This is a genomic window from Paenibacillus rhizoryzae (assembly GCF_059686995.1).
Map to the genome: position 1 here is coordinate 25,804 of NZ_JCAALT010000005.1, position 19,919 is coordinate 45,722.

Annotated in this window: 10 protein-coding genes; 3 read left to right on the forward strand and 7 right to left on the reverse strand. The window is 50.7% G+C overall.

What is annotated here, in order from left to right:
- Positions 1-17 precede the first annotated feature (17 nt).
- Together AC6ESO_RS15730 and AC6ESO_RS15735 are read right to left on the reverse strand one after the other, a co-directional pair.
- Positions 18-794, reverse strand: a complete 777-nt coding sequence (locus AC6ESO_RS15730) for a DODA-type extradiol aromatic ring-opening family dioxygenase (protein WP_497092177.1) — start codon at positions 792-794, stop codon at positions 18-20.
- Positions 795-824: 30 nt separating this feature from the next.
- Positions 825-1,469, reverse strand: coding sequence for an alpha/beta hydrolase (locus AC6ESO_RS15735; RefSeq protein ID WP_497092178.1), 645 nt, complete (start codon positions 1,467-1,469; stop codon positions 825-827).
- A 157-nt stretch (positions 1,470-1,626) separates the two neighbouring features.
- Between AC6ESO_RS15735 and AC6ESO_RS15740 the strand changes: the two genes are divergently transcribed.
- Positions 1,627-2,184 (forward strand): helix-turn-helix domain-containing protein, encoded by a 558-nt coding sequence (locus AC6ESO_RS15740; RefSeq protein WP_497092179.1) that lies wholly within the window; start codon positions 1,627-1,629, stop codon positions 2,182-2,184.
- Between the two features lie 70 nt (positions 2,185-2,254).
- Here AC6ESO_RS15740 and AC6ESO_RS15745 read toward each other — a convergent pair whose 3' ends face one another.
- Genes AC6ESO_RS15745 through AC6ESO_RS15755 form a run of 3 tightly spaced genes read right to left on the reverse strand, consistent with a single transcriptional unit; the run spans position 2,255 to position 5,857 of the window.
- Entirely contained in the window at positions 2,255-3,394 is a 1,140-nt protein-coding gene (locus tag AC6ESO_RS15745; protein ID WP_497092180.1) for a toxic anion resistance protein, read from the reverse strand.
- Between the two features lie 25 nt (positions 3,395-3,419).
- The gene (locus tag AC6ESO_RS15750; protein WP_497092181.1) at positions 3,420-5,108 is read right to left on the reverse strand and encodes a VWA domain-containing protein; all 1,689 of its coding nucleotides are present in this window, start codon (positions 5,106-5,108) and stop codon (positions 3,420-3,422) included.
- An 11-nt stretch (positions 5,109-5,119) separates the two neighbouring features.
- Positions 5,120-5,857, reverse strand: a complete 738-nt coding sequence (locus AC6ESO_RS15755; protein WP_497092182.1) for a hypothetical protein — start codon at positions 5,855-5,857, stop codon at positions 5,120-5,122.
- Between the two features lie 407 nt (positions 5,858-6,264).
- Between AC6ESO_RS15755 and AC6ESO_RS15760 the strand changes: the two genes are divergently transcribed.
- Together AC6ESO_RS15760 and AC6ESO_RS15765 are read left to right on the forward strand one after the other, a co-directional pair.
- Positions 6,265-8,034 (forward strand): ABC transporter ATP-binding protein, encoded by a 1,770-nt coding sequence (locus AC6ESO_RS15760; protein WP_497092183.1) that lies wholly within the window; start codon positions 6,265-6,267, stop codon positions 8,032-8,034.
- A complete protein-coding gene (locus AC6ESO_RS15765; RefSeq protein WP_497092184.1) occupies positions 8,027-9,802 on the forward strand; it encodes an ABC transporter ATP-binding protein in 1,776 nt (591 codons plus the stop codon). Before AC6ESO_RS15760 ends, AC6ESO_RS15765 begins: the two co-directional genes overlap by 8 nt.
- Before the next feature lie 136 nt (positions 9,803-9,938).
- Here the strand turns inward: AC6ESO_RS15765 and AC6ESO_RS15770 are convergent, their stop codons facing one another.
- The gene (locus AC6ESO_RS15770; RefSeq protein WP_497092185.1) at positions 9,939-18,632 is read right to left on the reverse strand and encodes an immunoglobulin-like domain-containing protein; all 8,694 of its coding nucleotides are present in this window, start codon (positions 18,630-18,632) and stop codon (positions 9,939-9,941) included.
- A 341-nt stretch (positions 18,633-18,973) separates the two neighbouring features.
- A complete protein-coding gene (locus tag AC6ESO_RS15775; protein WP_497092186.1) occupies positions 18,974-19,822 on the reverse strand; it encodes a metallophosphoesterase family protein in 849 nt (282 codons plus the stop codon).
- Positions 19,823-19,919: the final 97 nt, after the last annotated feature.

Below are 19,919 nucleotides of genomic sequence, written 5' to 3' on the forward strand. Positions count from 1 at the left end.
CAGAGGTCTTTTTGTACTTACTTGAATTCCCAGCAGTTCAAGCTCAATGTGCCAAGCTGATAGCTGCGATGCAGCAGCTTCGCTTGCCTGTTGCTGTCACCGGTTCCCATCGCAAGTAGCAGCGGAATGAAATGCTCACTCGTCGGAACCGCTTCTTTGGCATACGGTGCCAGCTCTTCATAGTTGAACAATGCTTCCAGGTCCCACTTTTCCAGCTTATCTTGGATCCACTTGTCGAAGGTGAGGGCCCATTCTTCAGGTGTATTTCCTCCGCGCCAATTCAGCATGCGCAGATTATGAACGATCCCGCCGCTGCCAAGGATCAGAATATCTTGCTCCTTGAGCGCAGACAACGCCTTACCAATCTGATACTGCTGCTCATTCGTCAGGAATCGGTTGACGGACAAGGCAATGACCGGAATATCAGCAACGGGATACATTAATTTCAGCACCGCCCATGCCCCGTGATCCAGCCCTCTCTCCGAATCCATGACACTTGGGATACCGTTCTTCGCGAATAACTGGCCAATCTCCTTGCTGATCGCAAGGTCACCTTGAGCCGGGTAAGTTATCTTGTATAGTTCATCTTGAAAACCGGAAAAATCATAAATAGTGGAGTACGTATCCACGGTGCTGACGGCTTGCGTTCTGCTTTCCCAGTGTGCGGAGAAAATGACGATCGCTTTTGGTCTGGATGGCAGTGTATCGGCGAACTGCTTCAGAAATTCGGTATAGTCATGCTGTTCGAGAACAAGTGACGGTGCTCCGTGAGCAATGAAATAAGATGGCATCATAATGGTTGTTCACTCCTTCAGTCGTTTGGTTTATCGTTGTATATTTGCTTGGAGCCAGCTTACGAAGTCCCTTTGATTCTCTTCTGAAACCCCATGATCGGTGGGATAAATCTTGAATGTACAGTTCGGCGTTATTTTATGAAAATACTCCGCGTTGTCTTTACCTATCCGGACCGGGAATACGGAATCGAACTCACCATGCGAGATGAAAACGGCTACTTGGTCTACAGGCTGCAGCGTGTATTCCGTCTTCACGAATTCCGGTACATAGCCGTTCAAAGCTACAATTCCTTTCACTTGCTCGCCCATCGTTAGCGCAAGCGTCATGGCTAGAATCGCGCCTTGGCTGAAGCCGAGCAAGTATCGCCCAGCAGCGTCAATCGGATACTTCTCAGTCGCATAGTGGATGAATGCCTCCAGCTGATGAACAGCCCGATCGAAGCTTTCCCGAATTGGATTGCCCAATCCCTTCAGCTCGTAATATTGGTATCCCGCTCCTAAACGAAGGTCTCCCCGAATGTTGACGATAATAAAATCACCGGACAACGGAGCCACTAATCCCTGCATGTTCTGCTCGTTCGAGCCTTTCCCGTGAAGGGTGAAAATCGCCGGGTATTTCTGGTTTGGATCCATGTGAGACGGTAGATGGATATCATATCCATAAGTCAAACTCACTATAATCAACCTCCTCATTACGCTTGCTTGAATATTAGTAATAAAGAATTATTTTTTATATGGCTAATATAACTCCGCCCCACTAGTATGTCAACGATTTTATTGTTAATATGTAATTAACTTTTGTATTACTAATATTTTGAGGCAGGTGATCCTGATGGACATCGGTTCCACCATTCGCGCAATACGCAAACGCAAAAACATCACGATCGCCCAAATATGTGAAGAAACCGGTTTGTCGCAAGGCTTCATGAGCCAAGTCGAGACGAATAAAACATCACCTTCGATATCCACACTGGATAACATCGCTTCGGCGTTGAACGTCCCGTTGACCTATTTGCTCATGAAGAAGGATGAACGCATGACGATCGTCCGCAAAGAAGACCGCAACGTGACAACCAGCGGCATTGAGAAGCTCAAGGTCGAGCACCTCAGCTCGACCAGAGGGATGAGGATGATGCTTGTTGAACTTCCACCCGGCGCCTCGACAGGAGCCGCCCCCCATGCACATAAAGGCGAGGAGTCTCATCTCGTCGTCCAAGGAAAAATTCTAGCCGAGCAAGGGGAAGATTCCGCCTTCCTGGAAGCAGGCGACTCTTTCAGCTGGAACGCCTCTACTCCCCATAGGGTAACCAATGTCAGCGAGGGTATCAGCATTGTCCTCATCTCGGTATACACCGGGGCGGAAGATGATCTGGAACAGGAGCTTTTGTAGCTTATAAAAAAGAGGCTACCCCAGAGTCGTCATTCGACCTTCAGGATAGCCTCATAGTATGATTGCGTTTCTAAATCCCCAGCTTCTGCCCCTTCTCCATCCGCTGAATCTGTTTCTCCCCTTCCTCCGCCAGCTCGCGGAATTGTCCGATCGTTTCGCGCATCTTGGGGAGCGCTTCTTTCTTATACGTACTGATGGAATCCAGCGCAGCGAGGACATCCGTAAACGCTTGTTTCAGCGTATCAACCGAAATGCTCGCATTAAGCGCCTGCTTGTGGATTTCTGCCCCTTGCTCCTTCAGCATGCGGGAAGTACCGGCGATTAATTCATTTGTCGTTTGGTTCAACAGCTCAATCTTCTTCAATACAATCTTCTGGTTGTAGAGGGCGCTGGCGACCGTAACGGAAATGCGCAGTGCCGATATGGTCACATTCTTCGCGCGGTCAACGCCGCGAATAAGCTCTTTATTGTTGCGGATGACGACCTCGATGGCCATAATCCCCTGCTGATTAACGACTAACATCTGCTGCAGGTCCATAACACGCTGGCGCAGCGGGAACAAGACTTCTTCCGTAATGAAACGAATCTTATCGGGATCTTCATTGCGAGCTGTCGCCGCAGCGATCTGCGTTGCGATGGATTCGTCCATCATGATGCCGAGCTGGATTTCCTTCTGGAGCTTCTTGGTCAACTCCCGAAGCGTCTGCTGTTCGATTTCCAGCGTCGTATTGTCGTTCTTGAGCGTCATTTTCCCCTTATCCAAGGAGACGACGATGTCGGCGATTACCGCATCGGCCTTCTGATATTTAAGGAAGTAGGCGCGTAACGGATTGAACAATTTGCCCAGAATACCGGTTTTGGCAAAATCCACAACGCTCGGGTCCAAATCCTTCAGCTGCGTATGAAGCTCGGATAACCCTTTGGCAACTTGCCCTCCGTCATCGCCCGTCTTCGAGAGATTGCCGACCGACACTTGGAGCAGCGAGTTCTTATCCGAGGATGATTTCATCGTATTCAATCCGAACGCGTCGATCGATTGGAGAATCTCCTTCCGTTTCTCGAGCGATTCCGTATCTAAAGCCATAATGGTGGAGACATTGTTATCTGCGATTTCCTTGAGCTTGGCGATCTCTTCGGGGACCGGTTTGACCTCTTCTTCGATTACCTGTTTGATTTGCTCCGGGCTTGCGACTTCCATCGAGAAAGACATCGAATTCCTCCTTTAGGGTTGGGCATTACATCTGAACGTTGAGCAGGTTGCCGATCTTGTAAACGACATCGTCCGTATCCGCGTTGATGCTTGCCGCCTCGTTAATGCTCGATATGCTTTGAAGCGCTTTGATGTTGGCATTGTAGCCGATGGTGTAGATCGGAACTTTGTAGATTTCGACCAGCTCTTTGATATCGTTGAGCGAGTGTCCTTCGTTCGTTTCCCCATCGCTTAGGACGAAAATAACGGGTTTCGTATTCGGATTAACAAGCAATTGGTCTTCAAGCATCTTGAGCGCAACGATGATGCCATCGAAAGTCGCCGTTCCGCCGCCGGATTGCAGATTGTTCACGGCTCCCACGAACAACGATTGTTGAATCGCATCGTATTTGCCGATCGGCACATCGATGGATACATCGCTGGAGTACGAGACGAGTCCGATACTGTTATCCCGGCCGAGATACTTCTGCCCTTTCAGCAGCGATTCTTTCAGGCGGGCGAGCGGCTCGCCGTCCATGCTTCCGGAGATGTCGGTTACGAAGACGGCAGAAATCGGTTTGCTTCCGTTCTTCTTCTCTTTCCACAGCTTCTGCGCGGAAGACAGCGTTGCGCCGTCCATGACGTCCAGTTCGGATTTGTACTCTTCTAGCTGATTAAACCCTTTGTCCTTGGCCATTTGTTGATAGTTGTCTTGGGTCACGAATTCAGCGAATTTCTTAATGATGTCGATTTTCTCTTGCGGAAGATCTCCTAGAGCGAATAGCGGACTGTCATGTCGAACACCAAACGGTGTAAATACATAGCCGCTCTTCAATTCCGGCGCATTAACGAACGTCTGATACTCCAGCACGAAGCCGTCCAACATGCCTGACTTGGCCGCGTCCCGCATCTGAAGGGTAGTTGAAGCGATAAACGGCACGTTCGCTTGGAATTTCTCGAACCCTTGAACGGCTTTGTCGCTCAAGCTATTGGCATTATCGAAGGTATGAAGTGCCGTGACGAGGAAGTTGAGTCCGGTCGAGCTGGCAAAAGGATCCGTATACCCCATCGAAAACTCATTGTTCGCAATGGCTTCGGTAACGGTTTTGACGTTGACCGATCCATATTTGTCGACTAATGCATCGTACTTAGCCTTGGCAATGACAATGCCCGGAACATTGCCGACGAGGCGCGGCGCAATGAGCTGCGTCTTGACCCCGCTGGCTTCCGCCATTTTGCCCCATAGTTCATTGGAAGGGGTGAACGCGTCCGGCACATATTTGCCGGTCTTGATATAATCGGTCGCCGTTCCGGAGGCGATGTTTCTTATCTTCACGGATGCGGGCTTTCCATCCACCTCGATGCCGGCCTTATTGAATTCCGTAGCAACTTCGGTTAACCAGCCGTCAACGCCGGTTCCCGATTTCTCCGTGGAGGAGAAGATTTCAACGAATTGATCGGTTGTGCTGTTCACCGTAATCGGGAACTTGGAGATGTCCGGCAATGAGGCAGCCACGTCGATGGGATCCAGATCGATCTGTCCTTTCACCGGCTCCGCTGTCGTAACGGAGATATCTTCGTACAGATTGCTTAGTTGCTTGCCCGCGTTCTCGGAAGTGACCTCCGCTTTGGACTTGCCTAAGTTCGAGGTCAGATTGATGCCATAATACACAAGAACGAATACGAGACCCAAGATCACAATCGATATCAACAAAAACTTGCTCTGTTTGGACATAACCGCACCTCTCACTGTTTGTAATATTTAGTCTGCTTGATCAACGAGTCGATCTCCTGCATGCAAGGCATCTGATCGATTTCGCTCGGCTCGAAGCTGTCCAAGCGCGAAATTTCAAGCAGCAGCTTATCCAGCTTGATCAACATCTCTTCGTTCGACTCCAGCGATAGCTTGACGAATGTCAGCTGCTCGCCCACGATCCCCGCTCTCACTTGGAGAAGCTCTGGGGATATCCGGGATGGCTTCCGACCTCCTCCGGCATTCTGAAGCTCCGATTCATCGAACATATTTAACCGATTCAAGATACTTCTCACGTTCAGGTAAAATAACTTCTCCACCTCTCGCGTCACCGAAGCGAATTTCTTGTAACTAAGTTCATTGGGATCGAATCGCTGCCCGAGAACGTTCAGCAAGGTGTCCTGTTTCTTATTCATCCGCTCCATCTGCTCCAAGGCGTAAGCCATATCCTCCTGCAGCACCTTCACTCGTTTATACCTAGTGAGCGCCTCCTGGAAGTCTTCTCTCGTTTGAAGCTGTTTGAGAGGAAGCTTCTCTTGCTGTTTAAACAGGAGCGTAAAGCTTCCGTACAGAAGCGCTATACCGCTCGCCAGAAGCAAAGTAACGCCGAGAGCCGAATCGAAGGGACGCTCCCCGATCGCAACTCCCATCAATCCGGGCGAGAATACCGCAATATTCAAAGCCGCGATGACCACGATCATACCCAGCAGCTTTACGAATTTAGTTCCCATCGACCATGCTCCTCCATCCAGGTTCATTCCAATGTACGCGGCTTGATCGCAACATATTTCCGATTCCTTAATCTGGATTACGGAAGATCAGACGCGTAGTTTCAACTTCGCTTAAATCGCCCGATCGGACAAGAAGCCGCCAAGCTCGACATTTTGTTCTAATTCGACACATTTTACCATTATCCTTGATGATTATTTAAAATTTTCCATAAGAATGATGCATGTATTCGCTTCCGCAAGTACTCGCATACTGACAGAGAGTCCCAGAACAAAATAAATTTTTTCGATCGATTTCCAAATATTTGTGTTATAATTTCCATAGTTTTTTGACCGGAGAACAGCCCAATCGAACTGAAGGCGGCATTCGGATACTCAAAATCTAGAAACTTACAGAAGTCGGTGATCACATGTTTCAATTCAAGTGGCTTTGGCACAACCTGATAGGCGATCGCACGCGTTATATTTTCGCATTATGCCTATCGGTGGTGGGCTCCTCGCTCACCATTATTAATCCTTACATCGGACAGCGTATTGTCGATCTATTCATCGCTGGCGATGATGCAGCACGTAATCTGACAGACGAACGGGCACTGCTGATCGGTCTTTGTTTGGGCATGATCGGCTTCTCCTTGCTTCGCACGAGTCTGTCCTATTTTACGACCTTGCTGTATGAACGCGCTTCACAGAACATGCTTTACCGTGTCCGGATCTACCTGTACAACAAGATTCAGGGCCAGGACATGAAGTATTACGATCGCAATCGTACCGGGGATCTCATGACCAAAATGACAGGCGACCTCGAAATGGTGCGGCATTCCTTGGCGTGGATCATCAAAACGATCATTGAATCGCTAACGGTATTTATTGCAGCAGTGGTGTATTTCTTCTATATCGACGCAGAGCTGACGTGGTGGCTGCTCATCCTGTCGCCTCCGATTGGGATCGTGGCATTCATATTCGCCAGACGCGTACGTCCGATGTATGTGGATCTGCGGGAGCGCCTATCGCAGCTGAATACGACAACGCAGGAAAATATCGCGGGTAATCGCGTGGTCAAAGCGTTCGCGCGCGAGGAATTCGAAATCAACAAATTCACGGAGAAAAGCGTGAATTACTCGAAGGCCAATAAGAAAGCCGCCTTGGTCTGGCTGGACTATTTTCCATACTTGGAGATCTTCTCTCAGGGATTCAGCGTTATTCTGATGCTGGCAGGAGGTCTGTTCGTCATGAACGGGCGGATTACATTTGGGGAATTCTCGGCCTTCTCCGCACTTGTCTGGGGACTATCCAACCCGATGCGCAGCATTGGTATCATTATCAATGATATTCAGCGGTTCTTCGCGAGTCTTACCAAGATCATCGAGGTCTACTACGCGCATCCGGAAATCGTCAACAATCACAATGCCACGGTTATGAGCCGTTATCATGGCCGAATTCAGTTCGAGCATGTGAGCTTTAAGTATGACAATGTGACGGTACTTGAGGACATCAACTTCACGATCGAGCCCGGCGAGACAATCGCTATTATGGGTGCGACGGGATCGGGTAAAACGACGCTCATTAACCTCATCCCGCGTTTCTATGACGTTGCGAAAGGCCGCGTCTTGGTGGACGGCAAGGACGTTCGTAAGCTGGAGCTCGACGAGCTGCGCGGCAATATCGGCATCGCGACGCAGGATGTCCTGCTGTTCTCCGATACGATTGACGGCAACATTGCCTACAGCAATCCGGATATCCCGGAAGAGGATGTCTACAAGTTCGCACAGCTTGCGGCTGCCCAAGACTTCATTCGCAAAATGCCGGAAGGCTACAACACCGTCGTCGGCGAACGCGGCGTCGGTCTATCAGGCGGACAGAAACAGCGTATCGCTCTGGCTCGGGCTTTGGCCGTGCAGCCCCCGATCCTCATCCTCGACGACACTACGTCCGCCGTCGATTTGGAAACGGAAGAGCATATCCAGAAGAGTCTGCGCGAGCTGGACTTCCCATGTACGAAGATCATCATCGCCCAGCGCGTATCCACAACGGCGCAGGCCGATCGTATTCTTATTTTGGACAATGGACGTGTCATTGAAGAGGGCACACACGCGGAGCTTCTAGCTAAGCGCGGGTATTATTACGACGTATTCAAGCTGCAAATCGAAGGCATCGGAAGGGGGGCGATCGCTCATGGCTAGAAATAAGTTCGATATTGATGAGAATTTAGAGTCACCGTTTAATATCCGACATTTCCGGCGTGCGCTGGTCTACATCAGAAGGCAGCAGAAGCCGATGATCATCGCGTTCATCCTGAGCGCCTTGTCAGCCGGGATCGCGCTCTCCGCGCCTCTCATTATGCAGCATGTCGTCGACGTTACGATTCCTACTAAGAACAAAGAGGCGCTCGTCGGATGGTCGCTGCTTACACTGGGAACCATCGTCGTCAGCGTTATCTTGGCCACGATCCGCTCGCGTATGATGACGAGCGTCGGGCAGGATATTATTTTCGATATCCGGACGGATTTGTTCAAACACTTGCAGGAGCTGCCGTTTCAATATTATGACGATCGCCCACAAGGTAAGATCCTCATTCGGGTCGTCAACTACGTCAACTCCGTATCGGACGTACTGTCCAACGGGATCATCAACTTAATTCTTGAAATTATGAACCTGCTCTTCATCGCCATCTTTATGTTCGCTGTTGATGTGAAGTTATCTTTTGTCATTCTGGGCGGTCTGCCTGTCTTCCTAGGTATTATCATGCTCATCAAGACCAAGCAGCGCCGGGCATGGCAGTCGGTATCCAACAAGAGCTCCAACTTGAACGCTTACTTGCAGGAGAGCATCAGCGGCATTCGCGTTACGCAAATCTTCACCCGTGAGAAGCATAACGAAGGCATCTTCACGCGGTTGTCCAGCAACTACCGCAGTGCGTGGATGCGTACGATGTATCTGAACTTTCTGGTTCCGTTCTCGGTAGATAACTTGGCGACGACTGTCACGACAGCGATCTATTTCGTTGGTTTGCTGGCGCTCGGACCGGAAGAGGTTACGTTCGGCGTTATTCTCGCGATGAGCAGCTACGCCTCGCGCTTCTGGCAGCCGATCCTTAATATTTCGAACTTGTACAACAGCTTCATCAACTCTGTCGCCTATCTGGAGCGTATCTTCGAGACGCTCGATGAGCCGGTGACAGTTAGCGACGTGCCGAATGCGAAGGAATTGCCTCCTATCCAAGGGAGTGTTACCTTCGACGACGTGACCTTCGCTTACGATCCGGGGCACAATATCCTGCAGAACCTTTCGTTCGATGTCAAAGCTGGCGAGAGCATCGCGCTTGTTGGTCCAACCGGTGCAGGTAAGACGACGGTGGTCAACCTGATCTCTCGTTTCTACAACATCACGGGCGGACAAATTCGCATCGACGGTCATGACATTTCGCAAATCAAGCTCAAATCACTGCGCAGCCAAATGGGGATCATGCTGCAGGACAGCTTCATCTTCTCCGGCACGATCCTAGATAACATCCGCTATGGCAAGCTCGACGCTACAGAGGAAGAGGTTATCGCGGCTGCCAAGGCTGTCTGTGCGGATGAGTTTATCCGCGAGTTCGAGAAAGGCTACATGACCGAGGTTAACGAGCGCGGTTCGAAGCTCTCTCAGGGACAGCGGCAGCTGATCTCCTTCGCCCGTACGCTTCTGGCGAACCCGCGGATACTCATTCTCGATGAAGCCACTTCGTCCATCGATGCGCAGACGGAGCGTCTGGTGCAGATGGGACTGAATGAACTGTTGAAGGGACGTACGTCATTCATCATCGCGCATCGTCTCTCTACGGTTAAGAACTGCGACCGCATCATGTACGTGGCTGACAAAGGCATCGCCGAAAGCGGCTCGCATGATGAGCTGCTCGCGCGGCGCGGCCGGTATTATAAGCTGTATTCGGCTCAGAAGATGGAGGCTTGAGTTTAGTTATCCTCCGGTATATAAGGCAAGCCCCCAATCTCCTATGTGAGATTGGGGGCTTTTTTAGAGGGATGAGAAAGGGTTACCCGACAAGCAGCTTGTTCGACTGCTTGTAGAGTAACCCTATTTTAAAGCTCTATTTGCTCATCTGTGCCAGCATGTTAAGCAGAACCGTTACAGCTTCTGCTCTTGTTGCATGGTCGCCAGGGGCGAAGTGGTTTTCGCCTTTGCCTTGCATGATGCCTGATTGCTTCATGTACGCAATACTGGCTTTTGCCCATGCCGGAATGTCCTTGTCATCTGCGAAGTCCGTTGCTTGAGCTTCTTTGACAGCCTTCCCGGTCGCTTTCGCGATCATAGCTGCCATCTCTGCTCGAGTAATTTCTGCATTCGGACCAAAGCTGCCATCAGCATAACCATTAATAACACCCGCTTGTACCGCTTGAGCGACTGCTTTCTGCGCCCACGTTCCGATCTTCGCTGTATCTGTAAAGGTAAGCTTCGCTCCGTCTCCTTGCGGCTTCAATGCATTCATCAGCATGACTGCAAACTCGGCGCGCGTAACGGTTTTCCCCGGCTTAAACGTACCATCCAGGTAACCCTTAACGATTCCGCTGCTTACCGCATTCTTAATAGTAGCTTCAGCCCAGTGACCAGAGATGTCGCTAAAGTTAATCGTTGGTGTTGGATCCGTTGGCGTTTGATTGACAACGAATACCGCATATTTCGTAAAGTGATTGACCTCTACGGAGATGTGGTTTGCGTTGATTTGGACACCGCCAACTTTTATCCATTCCTTCTTCACTTCGTCATAATAGAAGACCGCTACTTTCTCATCGCCACTCAATTTGGTCGGATCGAAAGCAAACGTCAACGTGATGGATTTACTGAAATTCTCCGAGAAATTCTTCAGAATCTCGAAAACCGGACTGGCTAGCACATCATCATCCGAAACTAAATTTTGAGTGTTCAACACTTTGTCTATCGTTAGTTTCAGGTTATTGTCCGTTGCGCCTGCCGGAATCGTGATTGTAACATCGTCTTTCAGGCTAACCTTACCGGATTTGCCTGAAGGAAGCGTTAGTGTACCGTCTGTCGAGGTCACTGGGGTATCGCTTGGTATCGATGGAGTACCGGTGAATACCGCTGTTACCGTGACCAGCGTCGCCGAGCTCACATTGCTAGCAGTATCCGTTGCCGTTACCTCAAGCTGTGTTGCTGCTGGTAGAGCAGCTGTCAACGTGATGGAGAACGTGCCTCCTGTTGCTACTGCTGTTCCCAGCGTCGTTCCGCCTGCTTTTACCGTTACGGTCGAACCTGCTTCTGCAGTACCCGTGATGACGAGGTCATCGCTATCCACTGCGTTCACTGTCGGTGCTGCCGGCGGTGTTACGTCTGGCGGTGTCACCACTGTCGCTTCTGTTACCGTGATCAGCGTTGCCGGGCTCACATTGCTTGCCGCATCTGTTGCCGTTACTTCAAGCTGTGTAGTTGCTGGTAGAGCAGCTGTCAACGTAATCGAGTACGTGCCTCCTGTTGCTACTGCTGTTCCCAGCGTTGTGCCGCCTGCTTTTACCGTTACGGTGGCACCCGCTTCTGCAGTACCGGTGATGATGAGGTCATCGCTTTCCACTGCGTTCACTGTCGGTGCTGCCGGCGGTGTTACGTCAGGTGGTGTTACCACTGTTGCCTCTGTAACCGTGATGAGTGTTGCTGGGCTCACATTGCTTGCTGCATCCGTTGCCGTTACCTCAAGCTGTGTAGCTGCTGGTAGAGCAGCTGTCAACGTGATGGAGTACGTGCCTCCTGTTGCTACTGCTGTTCCCAGCGTCGTTCCGCCTGCTTTTACCGTTACGGTGGAACCTGCTTCTGCAGTACCGGTGATGACGAGGTCATCGCTATCTACTGCGTTCACTGTCGGTGCTGCTGGTGGTGTTACGTCAGGCGGTGTTACTTCGTCAAGCTGAATTACTGTTAGCGTGAATGTTTTAGTCTCGGTTACCGCATTCTTCGTAATCGTCGCAGTCAGCGATACTGTTGCATTGCCTGCTCCGAATGCTGGACGGGTAACTGCACCTGTCGTTACATCAACTGCTGAGCTATCGGACGACCATGTTACTGTCACTCCATTCAGCCCTGTTCCTGGAAGCGTTACTGCTTGCGTTACGCTTGTAGCGGAATCGCTGCCTACGTAACCAACTTCTAGCGTCGCCTTCGTTGCGCTTACTGCTTGCGCATCCGTTTGTGCAAGCTGCGTTACCGTCAACGTGAACGTCTTGGTCTCGCTTGCTGCATTCTTCGTGATCGTCGCGCTCAACGTTACCGTTGCATCACCTGCACCGTATGCTGGACGCGTTACTGCGCCTGTTGCTGCATCAATGGCTGAGCTATCGGACGACCATGTTACCGTTACTCCGTTCAGCCCTGTTTCTGGCAACGTTACGGCTTGCGTTACGCTTATAGCGGAATCGCTGCCTCCGTATCCAACTGCTAATGCAGACTTAGCCGCGCTTACTGCTTCTGCATCTGTCTGTGCTAATTTCGTTACGGTCAACGTGAATGTCTTGGTCTCGCTTGCTGCGTTCTTCGTAATCGTTGCAGTCAACGTTACCGTTGCATCTCCCGCTCCATATGCCGGACGAGTTACTGCACCTGTTGTTGCATTAACTGCTGTATCATCGGACGACCATGTTACTGTCACTCCGTTTTGTCCTGTTGCTGGCAGCGTCACCGATTTAGTTACGCTTGTAGCCGAATCACTGCCGCCGTAACCAACTTCTAGCGCCGCTTTCGTTGCGCTTACTGCTTGCGCATCCGTTTGTGCTAGCTCCGGCACGGTCAACGTGAATGTCTTGGTCTCGCTTGCTGCGTTCTTCGTAATCGTTGCAGTCAACGTTACCGTTGCATCTCCCGCTCCATATGCCGGACGAGTTACTGCACCTGTTGTTGCATTAACTGCTGTATCATCGGACGACCATGTTACTGTCACTCCGTTTTGTCCTGTTGCTGGCAGCGTCACCGATTTAGTTACGCTTGTAGCCGAATCACTGCCGCCGTAACCAACTTCTAGCGCCGCTTTCGTTGCGCTTACTGCTTGTGCGTCTGTTTGTGCTAGCTCCAACACAGTCAGCGTGAACGTCTTGGTCTCGATCGCTGCATTCTTCGTGATCGTCGCTGTCAACGTTACCGTTGTAGCACCTGCACCGTATGCTGGACGCGTTACTGCACCTGTTGTTGCATCAATGGCTGAGCTATCGGACGACCACGTTACCGTTACTCCGTTCAGCCCTGTTTCTGGCAATGTTACGGCTTGCGTTACGCTTGTAGCGGAATCGTTGCCGCCGTATCCAACTGCTAATGCAAACTTAGCCGCACTTACTGCTTCTGCATCTGTCTGTGCTAGCTTCGTTACGGTCAGCGTGAATGTCTTGATCTCGCTTGCTGCATTCTTCGTGATCGTCGCAGTCAACGTTACCGTTGCATCGCCTGCACCGTATGCTGGGCGAGTTACTGCACCTGTTGTTGCATTAACTGCTGCATTATCGGACGACCATGTTACTGTCACTCCGTTCAGCCCTGTTACTGGCAACGTTACTGCTTGCGTTACGCTTGTAGCGGAATCGTTAACACCGTAACCAACTTCTAGTGTTGACTTCGTTGCACTTACTGCCTGAGCATCCGTTTGTGCTAACTCCAACACAGTCAGCGTGAACGTCTTGATCTCGCTTGCTGCGTTCTTCGTGATCGTCGCTGTCAACGTTACCGTTGAATCGCCCTCTCCGTATGCCGGACGCGTTACTGCACCTGTTGTTGCATTAACTGCTGCATTATCGGATGACCATGTAACTGTCACTCCGTTCAGCCCTGTTGCTGGCAACGTTACTGCTTGCGTTACGCTTGTAGCGGAATCGTTGCCGCCGTAAGTGATTGCCAGTACGGATTTCGTTGCGCTTACTGCTTGCGCATCCGTTTGTGCAAGCTGCGGTACCGTCAACGTGAACGTCTTGGTCTCGCTTGCTGCATTCTTCGTGATCGTCGCAGTCAACGTTACGGTTGCCTCACCTGCACCGTATGCTGGACGCGTTACTGCACCTGTTGTTGCATCAATGGCTGAGCTATCGGACGACCATGTTACCGTTACTCCGTTCAGCCCTGTTTCTGGCAAGGTTACTGCTTGCGTGACGCTTGCAGCGGAATCGCTGCCGCCGTATCCAACTGCTAATGCAGACTTAGCCGCGTTTACTGCTTCTGCATCTGTCTGTGCTAGCTTCGTTACCGTCAGCGTAAATGTTTTGGTCTCGCTTGCTGCATTCTTCGTGATCGTCGCAGTCAACGTTACCTTTGTATCGCCTGCACCGTATGCTGGGCGAGTTACTGCACCTGTTGTTGCATCTATTGCAGTATCGTCGGATGACCATGTTACCGTCACTCCGTTCAGCCCTGTTCCTGGCAGCGTTACTGCTTGCGTTACGTTTGCTGCTGAATCGCCGCCTACATAACCAACTTCTAGTACCGCTTTCGTTGCGCTTACTGCTTGGGCATCCGTTTGCGCCAACTGCGGTACCGTCAGCGTGAATATTTTGGTCTCGCTTGCTGCGTTCTTCGTAATCGTTGCAGTCAACGTTACCGTTGCATCGCCTGCACCGTATGCTGGACGAGTTACTGCACCTGTTGTTGCATTTACTGCTACATCATCGGACGACCATGTTACTGTCACTCCGTTTTGTCCTGTTGCTGGCAGCGTCACCGCTTGCGTTACGCTTGTAGCGGAATCGCTGCCGCCGTAACCAATTGCTAGTGCCGCTTTCGTTGCGCTTACTGACTGCGCATCCGTCTGTGCCAGCTCCAATACAGTCAGCGTGAACGTTTTGCTCTCGCTTGCTGCATTCTTCGTGATCGTCGCTGTCAACGTTACTGTTGCATCGCCCGACCCATAAGCCGGACGCGTTACTGCACCTGTCGTTGCATCAATGGCTGAGCTATTGGACGACCATGTTACTGTCACTCCGTTCAGCCCTGTTCCTGGCAGTGTCACTGCTTGGGTTACGCTTATAGCGGAATCGCCACCACCGTAACCGACTACTAATGCCGACTTAGCCGCGCTTACTGCTTCTGCATCTGTCTGTGCCAGCTTCGTTACGGTCAGCGTGAATATCTTGGTCTCGCTTGCTGCATTCTTCGTGATCGTCGCGGTCAACGTTACCGTTGCATTGCCCGATGCAAATGCAGGGCGTGTTACCGCACCTGTCGTTGCATTAACTGCTGTATCGTCGGATGACCATGTAACTGTCACTCCGTTCAGCCCTGTTCCTGGGAGTGTCACTGCTTGCGTTACGCCTGTAGCGGAATCGCTACCGATGTAACCCACTTCTAGTGCAGCTTTAGTTGCACTTACCGCTTGCTCATCCGTTTGAGCCAGCTCCAACACGGTCAGCGTGAACGACTTGGTCTCGCTTGCTGCATTCTTCGTGATCGTCGCGGTCAACGTCACCGTCGCATTGCCAGATCCGTATGCCGGACGCGTAATCGCTCCAGTCGTTGCATTGACTGCTGCATCATCGGATGACCATGTTACTGTCGTTCCACTCAGCCCTGTTGCCGCCAATGTTACGGCTTGCGTAACACTTGCAGCTGTATCACTTCCGCCGTAAGTAATCGCCAAAGCCGCCTTTGCTTCGGTGACGGCTTCTACATCTGTCTGTGCTAGCTTCTGCACGGTCAATGTGAATGCTTTTGTCTGGCTTACTCCGCCTCTAGTGATCGTCGCAGTCAGCGTTACCGTTGCATCTCCCGCTCCATATATCGGACGCGTTACCGTACCTGTCGCTCCGATAACTGCTGCATTATTGGACGTCCATGTAACTGTCGTTCCAAGCAGCCCTGTCACTGGCAGCGTTACCGCTTGCGTTACGCTTGTAGCTGTATCACTTCCGCCATAAGTGACTTCTAGCGCCGTTTTTGCTGCAGTTACCGCTTGCGTATCCGTAGGCGCTTGCTCCAGTACGGTCAGCGTGAATGGTTTTGTCTGGCTTATACCGCTTTTGCTGATCGTCGCAGTTAACGTTATCGTTGCATTGCCCACTCCAAATGCCGGACGCGTTACCGCTCCATTCGGAGCAATTATCGCTGAATTACTGGACGACCATGAAACTGTCGTACCATTAATGCCTGTTGCCGGCAACGTTACCGCTTGAGTTACGCTTGTTGCGGAATCGCTGCCGCCATAACCAATTGCCAGTGCAGCATTTGCTTCGCTAACTGTATCCTTCGTCACGCTAACCGTCAGCGTTCCGGAAACATTGCCCACCGGATCCGTGACAACAATGGTAATACTGTTGGCTCCCTCCGCCAGTTTCGTGAGGTCGATCGGCAATGTCGCTTTACCGCCTGCAGCGACGACACTCGCTCCGGACTGGAGGACGTTCGTGCTCCCAACTTTCGCTGTTACTGTAGCTCCAGTTTCCGCGTTCACGATCATGTTGAAGTTAGCGGTCTGAGTGGTCCCCGCTTTATCTGCCGTTCCATCTTCTGTCGCAGTTATTGGTGGCGTCGTATCCTTCGTTACCGTAACCGTTAAATCTTCAGAAAAGTTGCCTGAAGTATCTTTTAAAGCAACAACAATCTGGTTGTCGCCTTCCGACAGACTATCGATCTCAATCGGAAGTGTCGCTTTCCCACCACTTATCGTAACATCAGTGCCCGTTTGCAATACGTTCAAGCCGTCAACTTTCGCTGTGGCCTTCGGCCCGTTTTGGGCATTTACGACGATATTAAAATCCGCTCTCTGTGTGGTTCCCGCTTTATTAGCCGTTCCATCCTCTGTCGGTGTCTTATAAATGGTCACTACGCCAGAGGCTGTCGATTGGGATCCATCCTTATAGGTCACGGTATCCCCGATCGCTTTGACTTTGACCGTATAATTGCCCGCTCCTGCAGCACGCATAGCTGCTAAAAGATTTGTACTTGTACTGCCAGCGGCTACCGAGACTGGGCTGCCCCAAATGGATCCGTTACGGTACAGTTGTACTTCGTAACTAACCGTTCCAGCCACACTACCCCACGATGCATTCCCATTCGGATTAAACTGCACACCCGTAACCTGCGCCAGCGAAGGCGACGTGTTAACCACGTTGACGGCTACTCTCTTCGATGCTCCGTTGCTTACGTGCAAGGCGATTGTCTGCCAACCTAGAGGCAGTTTAGCCAAAAATGACTTTTTAACCGTCACAGTAGTTCCTGATACGCTATAATCGGTTCCTTCTACCAGTGCGCTACTATAATTGCTGACACTGATATTTCTCAAGGTACCCGTAAACGTGATCGGAATGTCCGTTTGATTGGAACTCTTCTTATCAAAAGTAAAGACGATCGGAGCTGCTTGAACGCTTGACCAATTTCCGCCTGTATAATCGGACTGAAGAAGGACTCCCGAATCGCCCGCAGCATAAAATCCTGCACCATCGAAGGCAACGAACCTTAACGCGTTATAGTCGACGGAATCGCTCCTCTCCATCGTCCAGCTTGTACTGCCGTTTGCCAACCTATAAATGGACCCAATGTCATCGACTGCCACGAATGTGGCGTTTGCAAAAGCGACCGACGTGAAGCCGTACTCCGAAACAGCAGGAGAGTTTACGGACCAAGTGGTAACGTTGCTTGATGTTAGAACCGTACCCGGGGAGTCGCTCACCGCAACATATTTACCCAGCCCGGTGGTAATAGAAGTCAATGCAGGAACACGCTGTGGCAGCGTGACAGGTGTCCAATTCACAAAATCCGTAGAAGTTTTAATAAACCCATCGTTGCCATGTTTACCGACAGCTATGTATTCCGTACCGTTGTATAGAACACTGCTCACAACGCCGCCGTAAGCGTAATCCCAACTAGTCCCGTTGGTCGAAACGACGATGCCGTCGTTTCCAAGCTGCATGTAGACTCCGTTCGCGTAGAACCCATTTTGCGCGGTCATTGTAGTGGTTTGAACACCTTGCTTAGAGAAGTTCACGCCGTCCGCTTGGTTAGACGTAAACACTGCGCCATACGATGTCCCATCGTATCCGAACAAATAGTACTTGGTACCATCGTAGAGACCACCGAAAACTTGACCAGGTATGCTGGCGGATATCCAGGTATATCCGTCAGTAGATGTATAAGTCGAGCCCAGAGCATCATTTGCATAGAAACGGCCATTAAGACCAAGAACGGAATTGATAAAGAAAGAACCATTCAGCTTCTTCGGCGTCCAGCTGGTTCCATTCGTCGAAGTATGTACATAGCCGCCGGAATCGCCGATAACGATGATAGATCCGCTAGCTGCAATGGAGGTAAGATCTTTGCTCGTCCCTACAGAAGCCGAGGTCCACGAAACGCCATCGGACGACGTGAGCAGGATTCCTGCTTTGGTAACGGCAAAGAATTTATTGATTCCTGTAATGTATGTAACTCTAGCAATCGTGCTTGTGACGGTTGAGTCCCGCTGCGTCCATACTGCACCGTCCGGCGACGTCATGATCGTGCCGTCATATCCGACTGCGACGAACGCGTTATTACCAAAAGCGACACCCGTGTAAGTGATGTCGAGCCTCGTTTTGTCTGCGGCGATTTGCCAATCAAGCCCGTTCGCAGACGTTAAGATTTTGCCGTAATAGCCTACCGCTACATAAACTCCATTCCCGTACGCAGCTCCGGTTATGGGCTCGTTCGGAATGGCGCTGGTCAGCGCACCGGAGGACGAAGCGGCGGACACGAATGCTTTTTGCTGAAAAAACACGCCAAAAACTAGCATAAAACATATGAACATGATGACGGATTTTGATAATTTCCTACTCACTATGACACCCCTATTGACGATTTGTTTGAACCGATACCTAAACTATTGTAGCTCTTTGCATCTGGGTTTCTATCCTTACCCGTGTGACCTCCTATCACGACCTTCCATTTCGCCTTCTATTCAAACTTCCCTATGAACGTAGACTGAGAAACACGCTCGATTCACGCTAGTAATTTTGTATCCCTATTATATCGTATATCACTACCTTACTAGTCCTATTTTGTCGAAATAAATCTTTTATTTGTTGAATGATTTCTCAACTAAAATCGATCTCGCGAAGCGAAAAAGCAAAAAAGACACGGAAGATCAATTCCGTGTCTACATAGCCAGAAATACGAATATTATGAAGTCTGCGCCGCTGCCGATGTCGACAGGGAAATCACATGTTCTCGGTCTGAATCTTGTCCGCGGGCGTCTGGATTAGGGTCAAAAAACGGCATATATCGGTGCATGAGAGCGGCATGTTCCATCATGCCTTCATCGATCACATCCACTGTGGATATTCGGATTTGTTCCCCCTCAAGCTCCACGATCCGGAATTCAGGCTGATCCAGACAGGCAGATAGCTGCACGAACGTCCAATTATGCTGAGTAACGATCGAATTCACATGCGTGTGACCGTTGAAGTAGACGCCGGTCCCTTGTTTCCGATTCAGAATGCGCCACATGTCGATGCTGGGATGAATCGATTCTTTGTCCAGCTCCGATCTTGCTGTGGTCCCATAAACAGGGTGATGACCGAAGACAAGCAGCGGCTTCAATCCCGACTTCTCCACGCAGTCCTCCAGCCAGCGCAGCTGCTCATCATCCATCCAACCGCTCCAGTCAGTGATGTCCAGCTCTCTGGCCGTATCCAGAAACACCAGCATCGCCTCATCCGTTTCGATGGCGTGATAGCGCTGCTGCCCCGTGATAGCCAGCACCTCTTCGCGTGTCTGCAAGTAGAGATCATGGTTGCCCAGCACATGAATGAATCTCCGTTCCTCTCTCTGCAGCAGCTCATAAACCTCCTGCAGCTCTGAAGGCGATCCGATATTCGTCAGATCTCCAAGCGATATATGCCAACCCGCATTCGTATTCAGGAATCGCTCCAGCAGCGTGTGGTAGAAGGCAGTCCTTGCCGCAGACAGCCCCGGAATCATGGCTTCGATTTCGTGATAATGCAAGTCGCCGATCAGAATCAATTTCATTAGTTCTCTCCTCCTGGAAAAAAGCTAATTTTCAACTCCTACCCTTATGCTAATGATCAACTATTGATTATCCATTAAGTGGGTACGAACTTTTTGT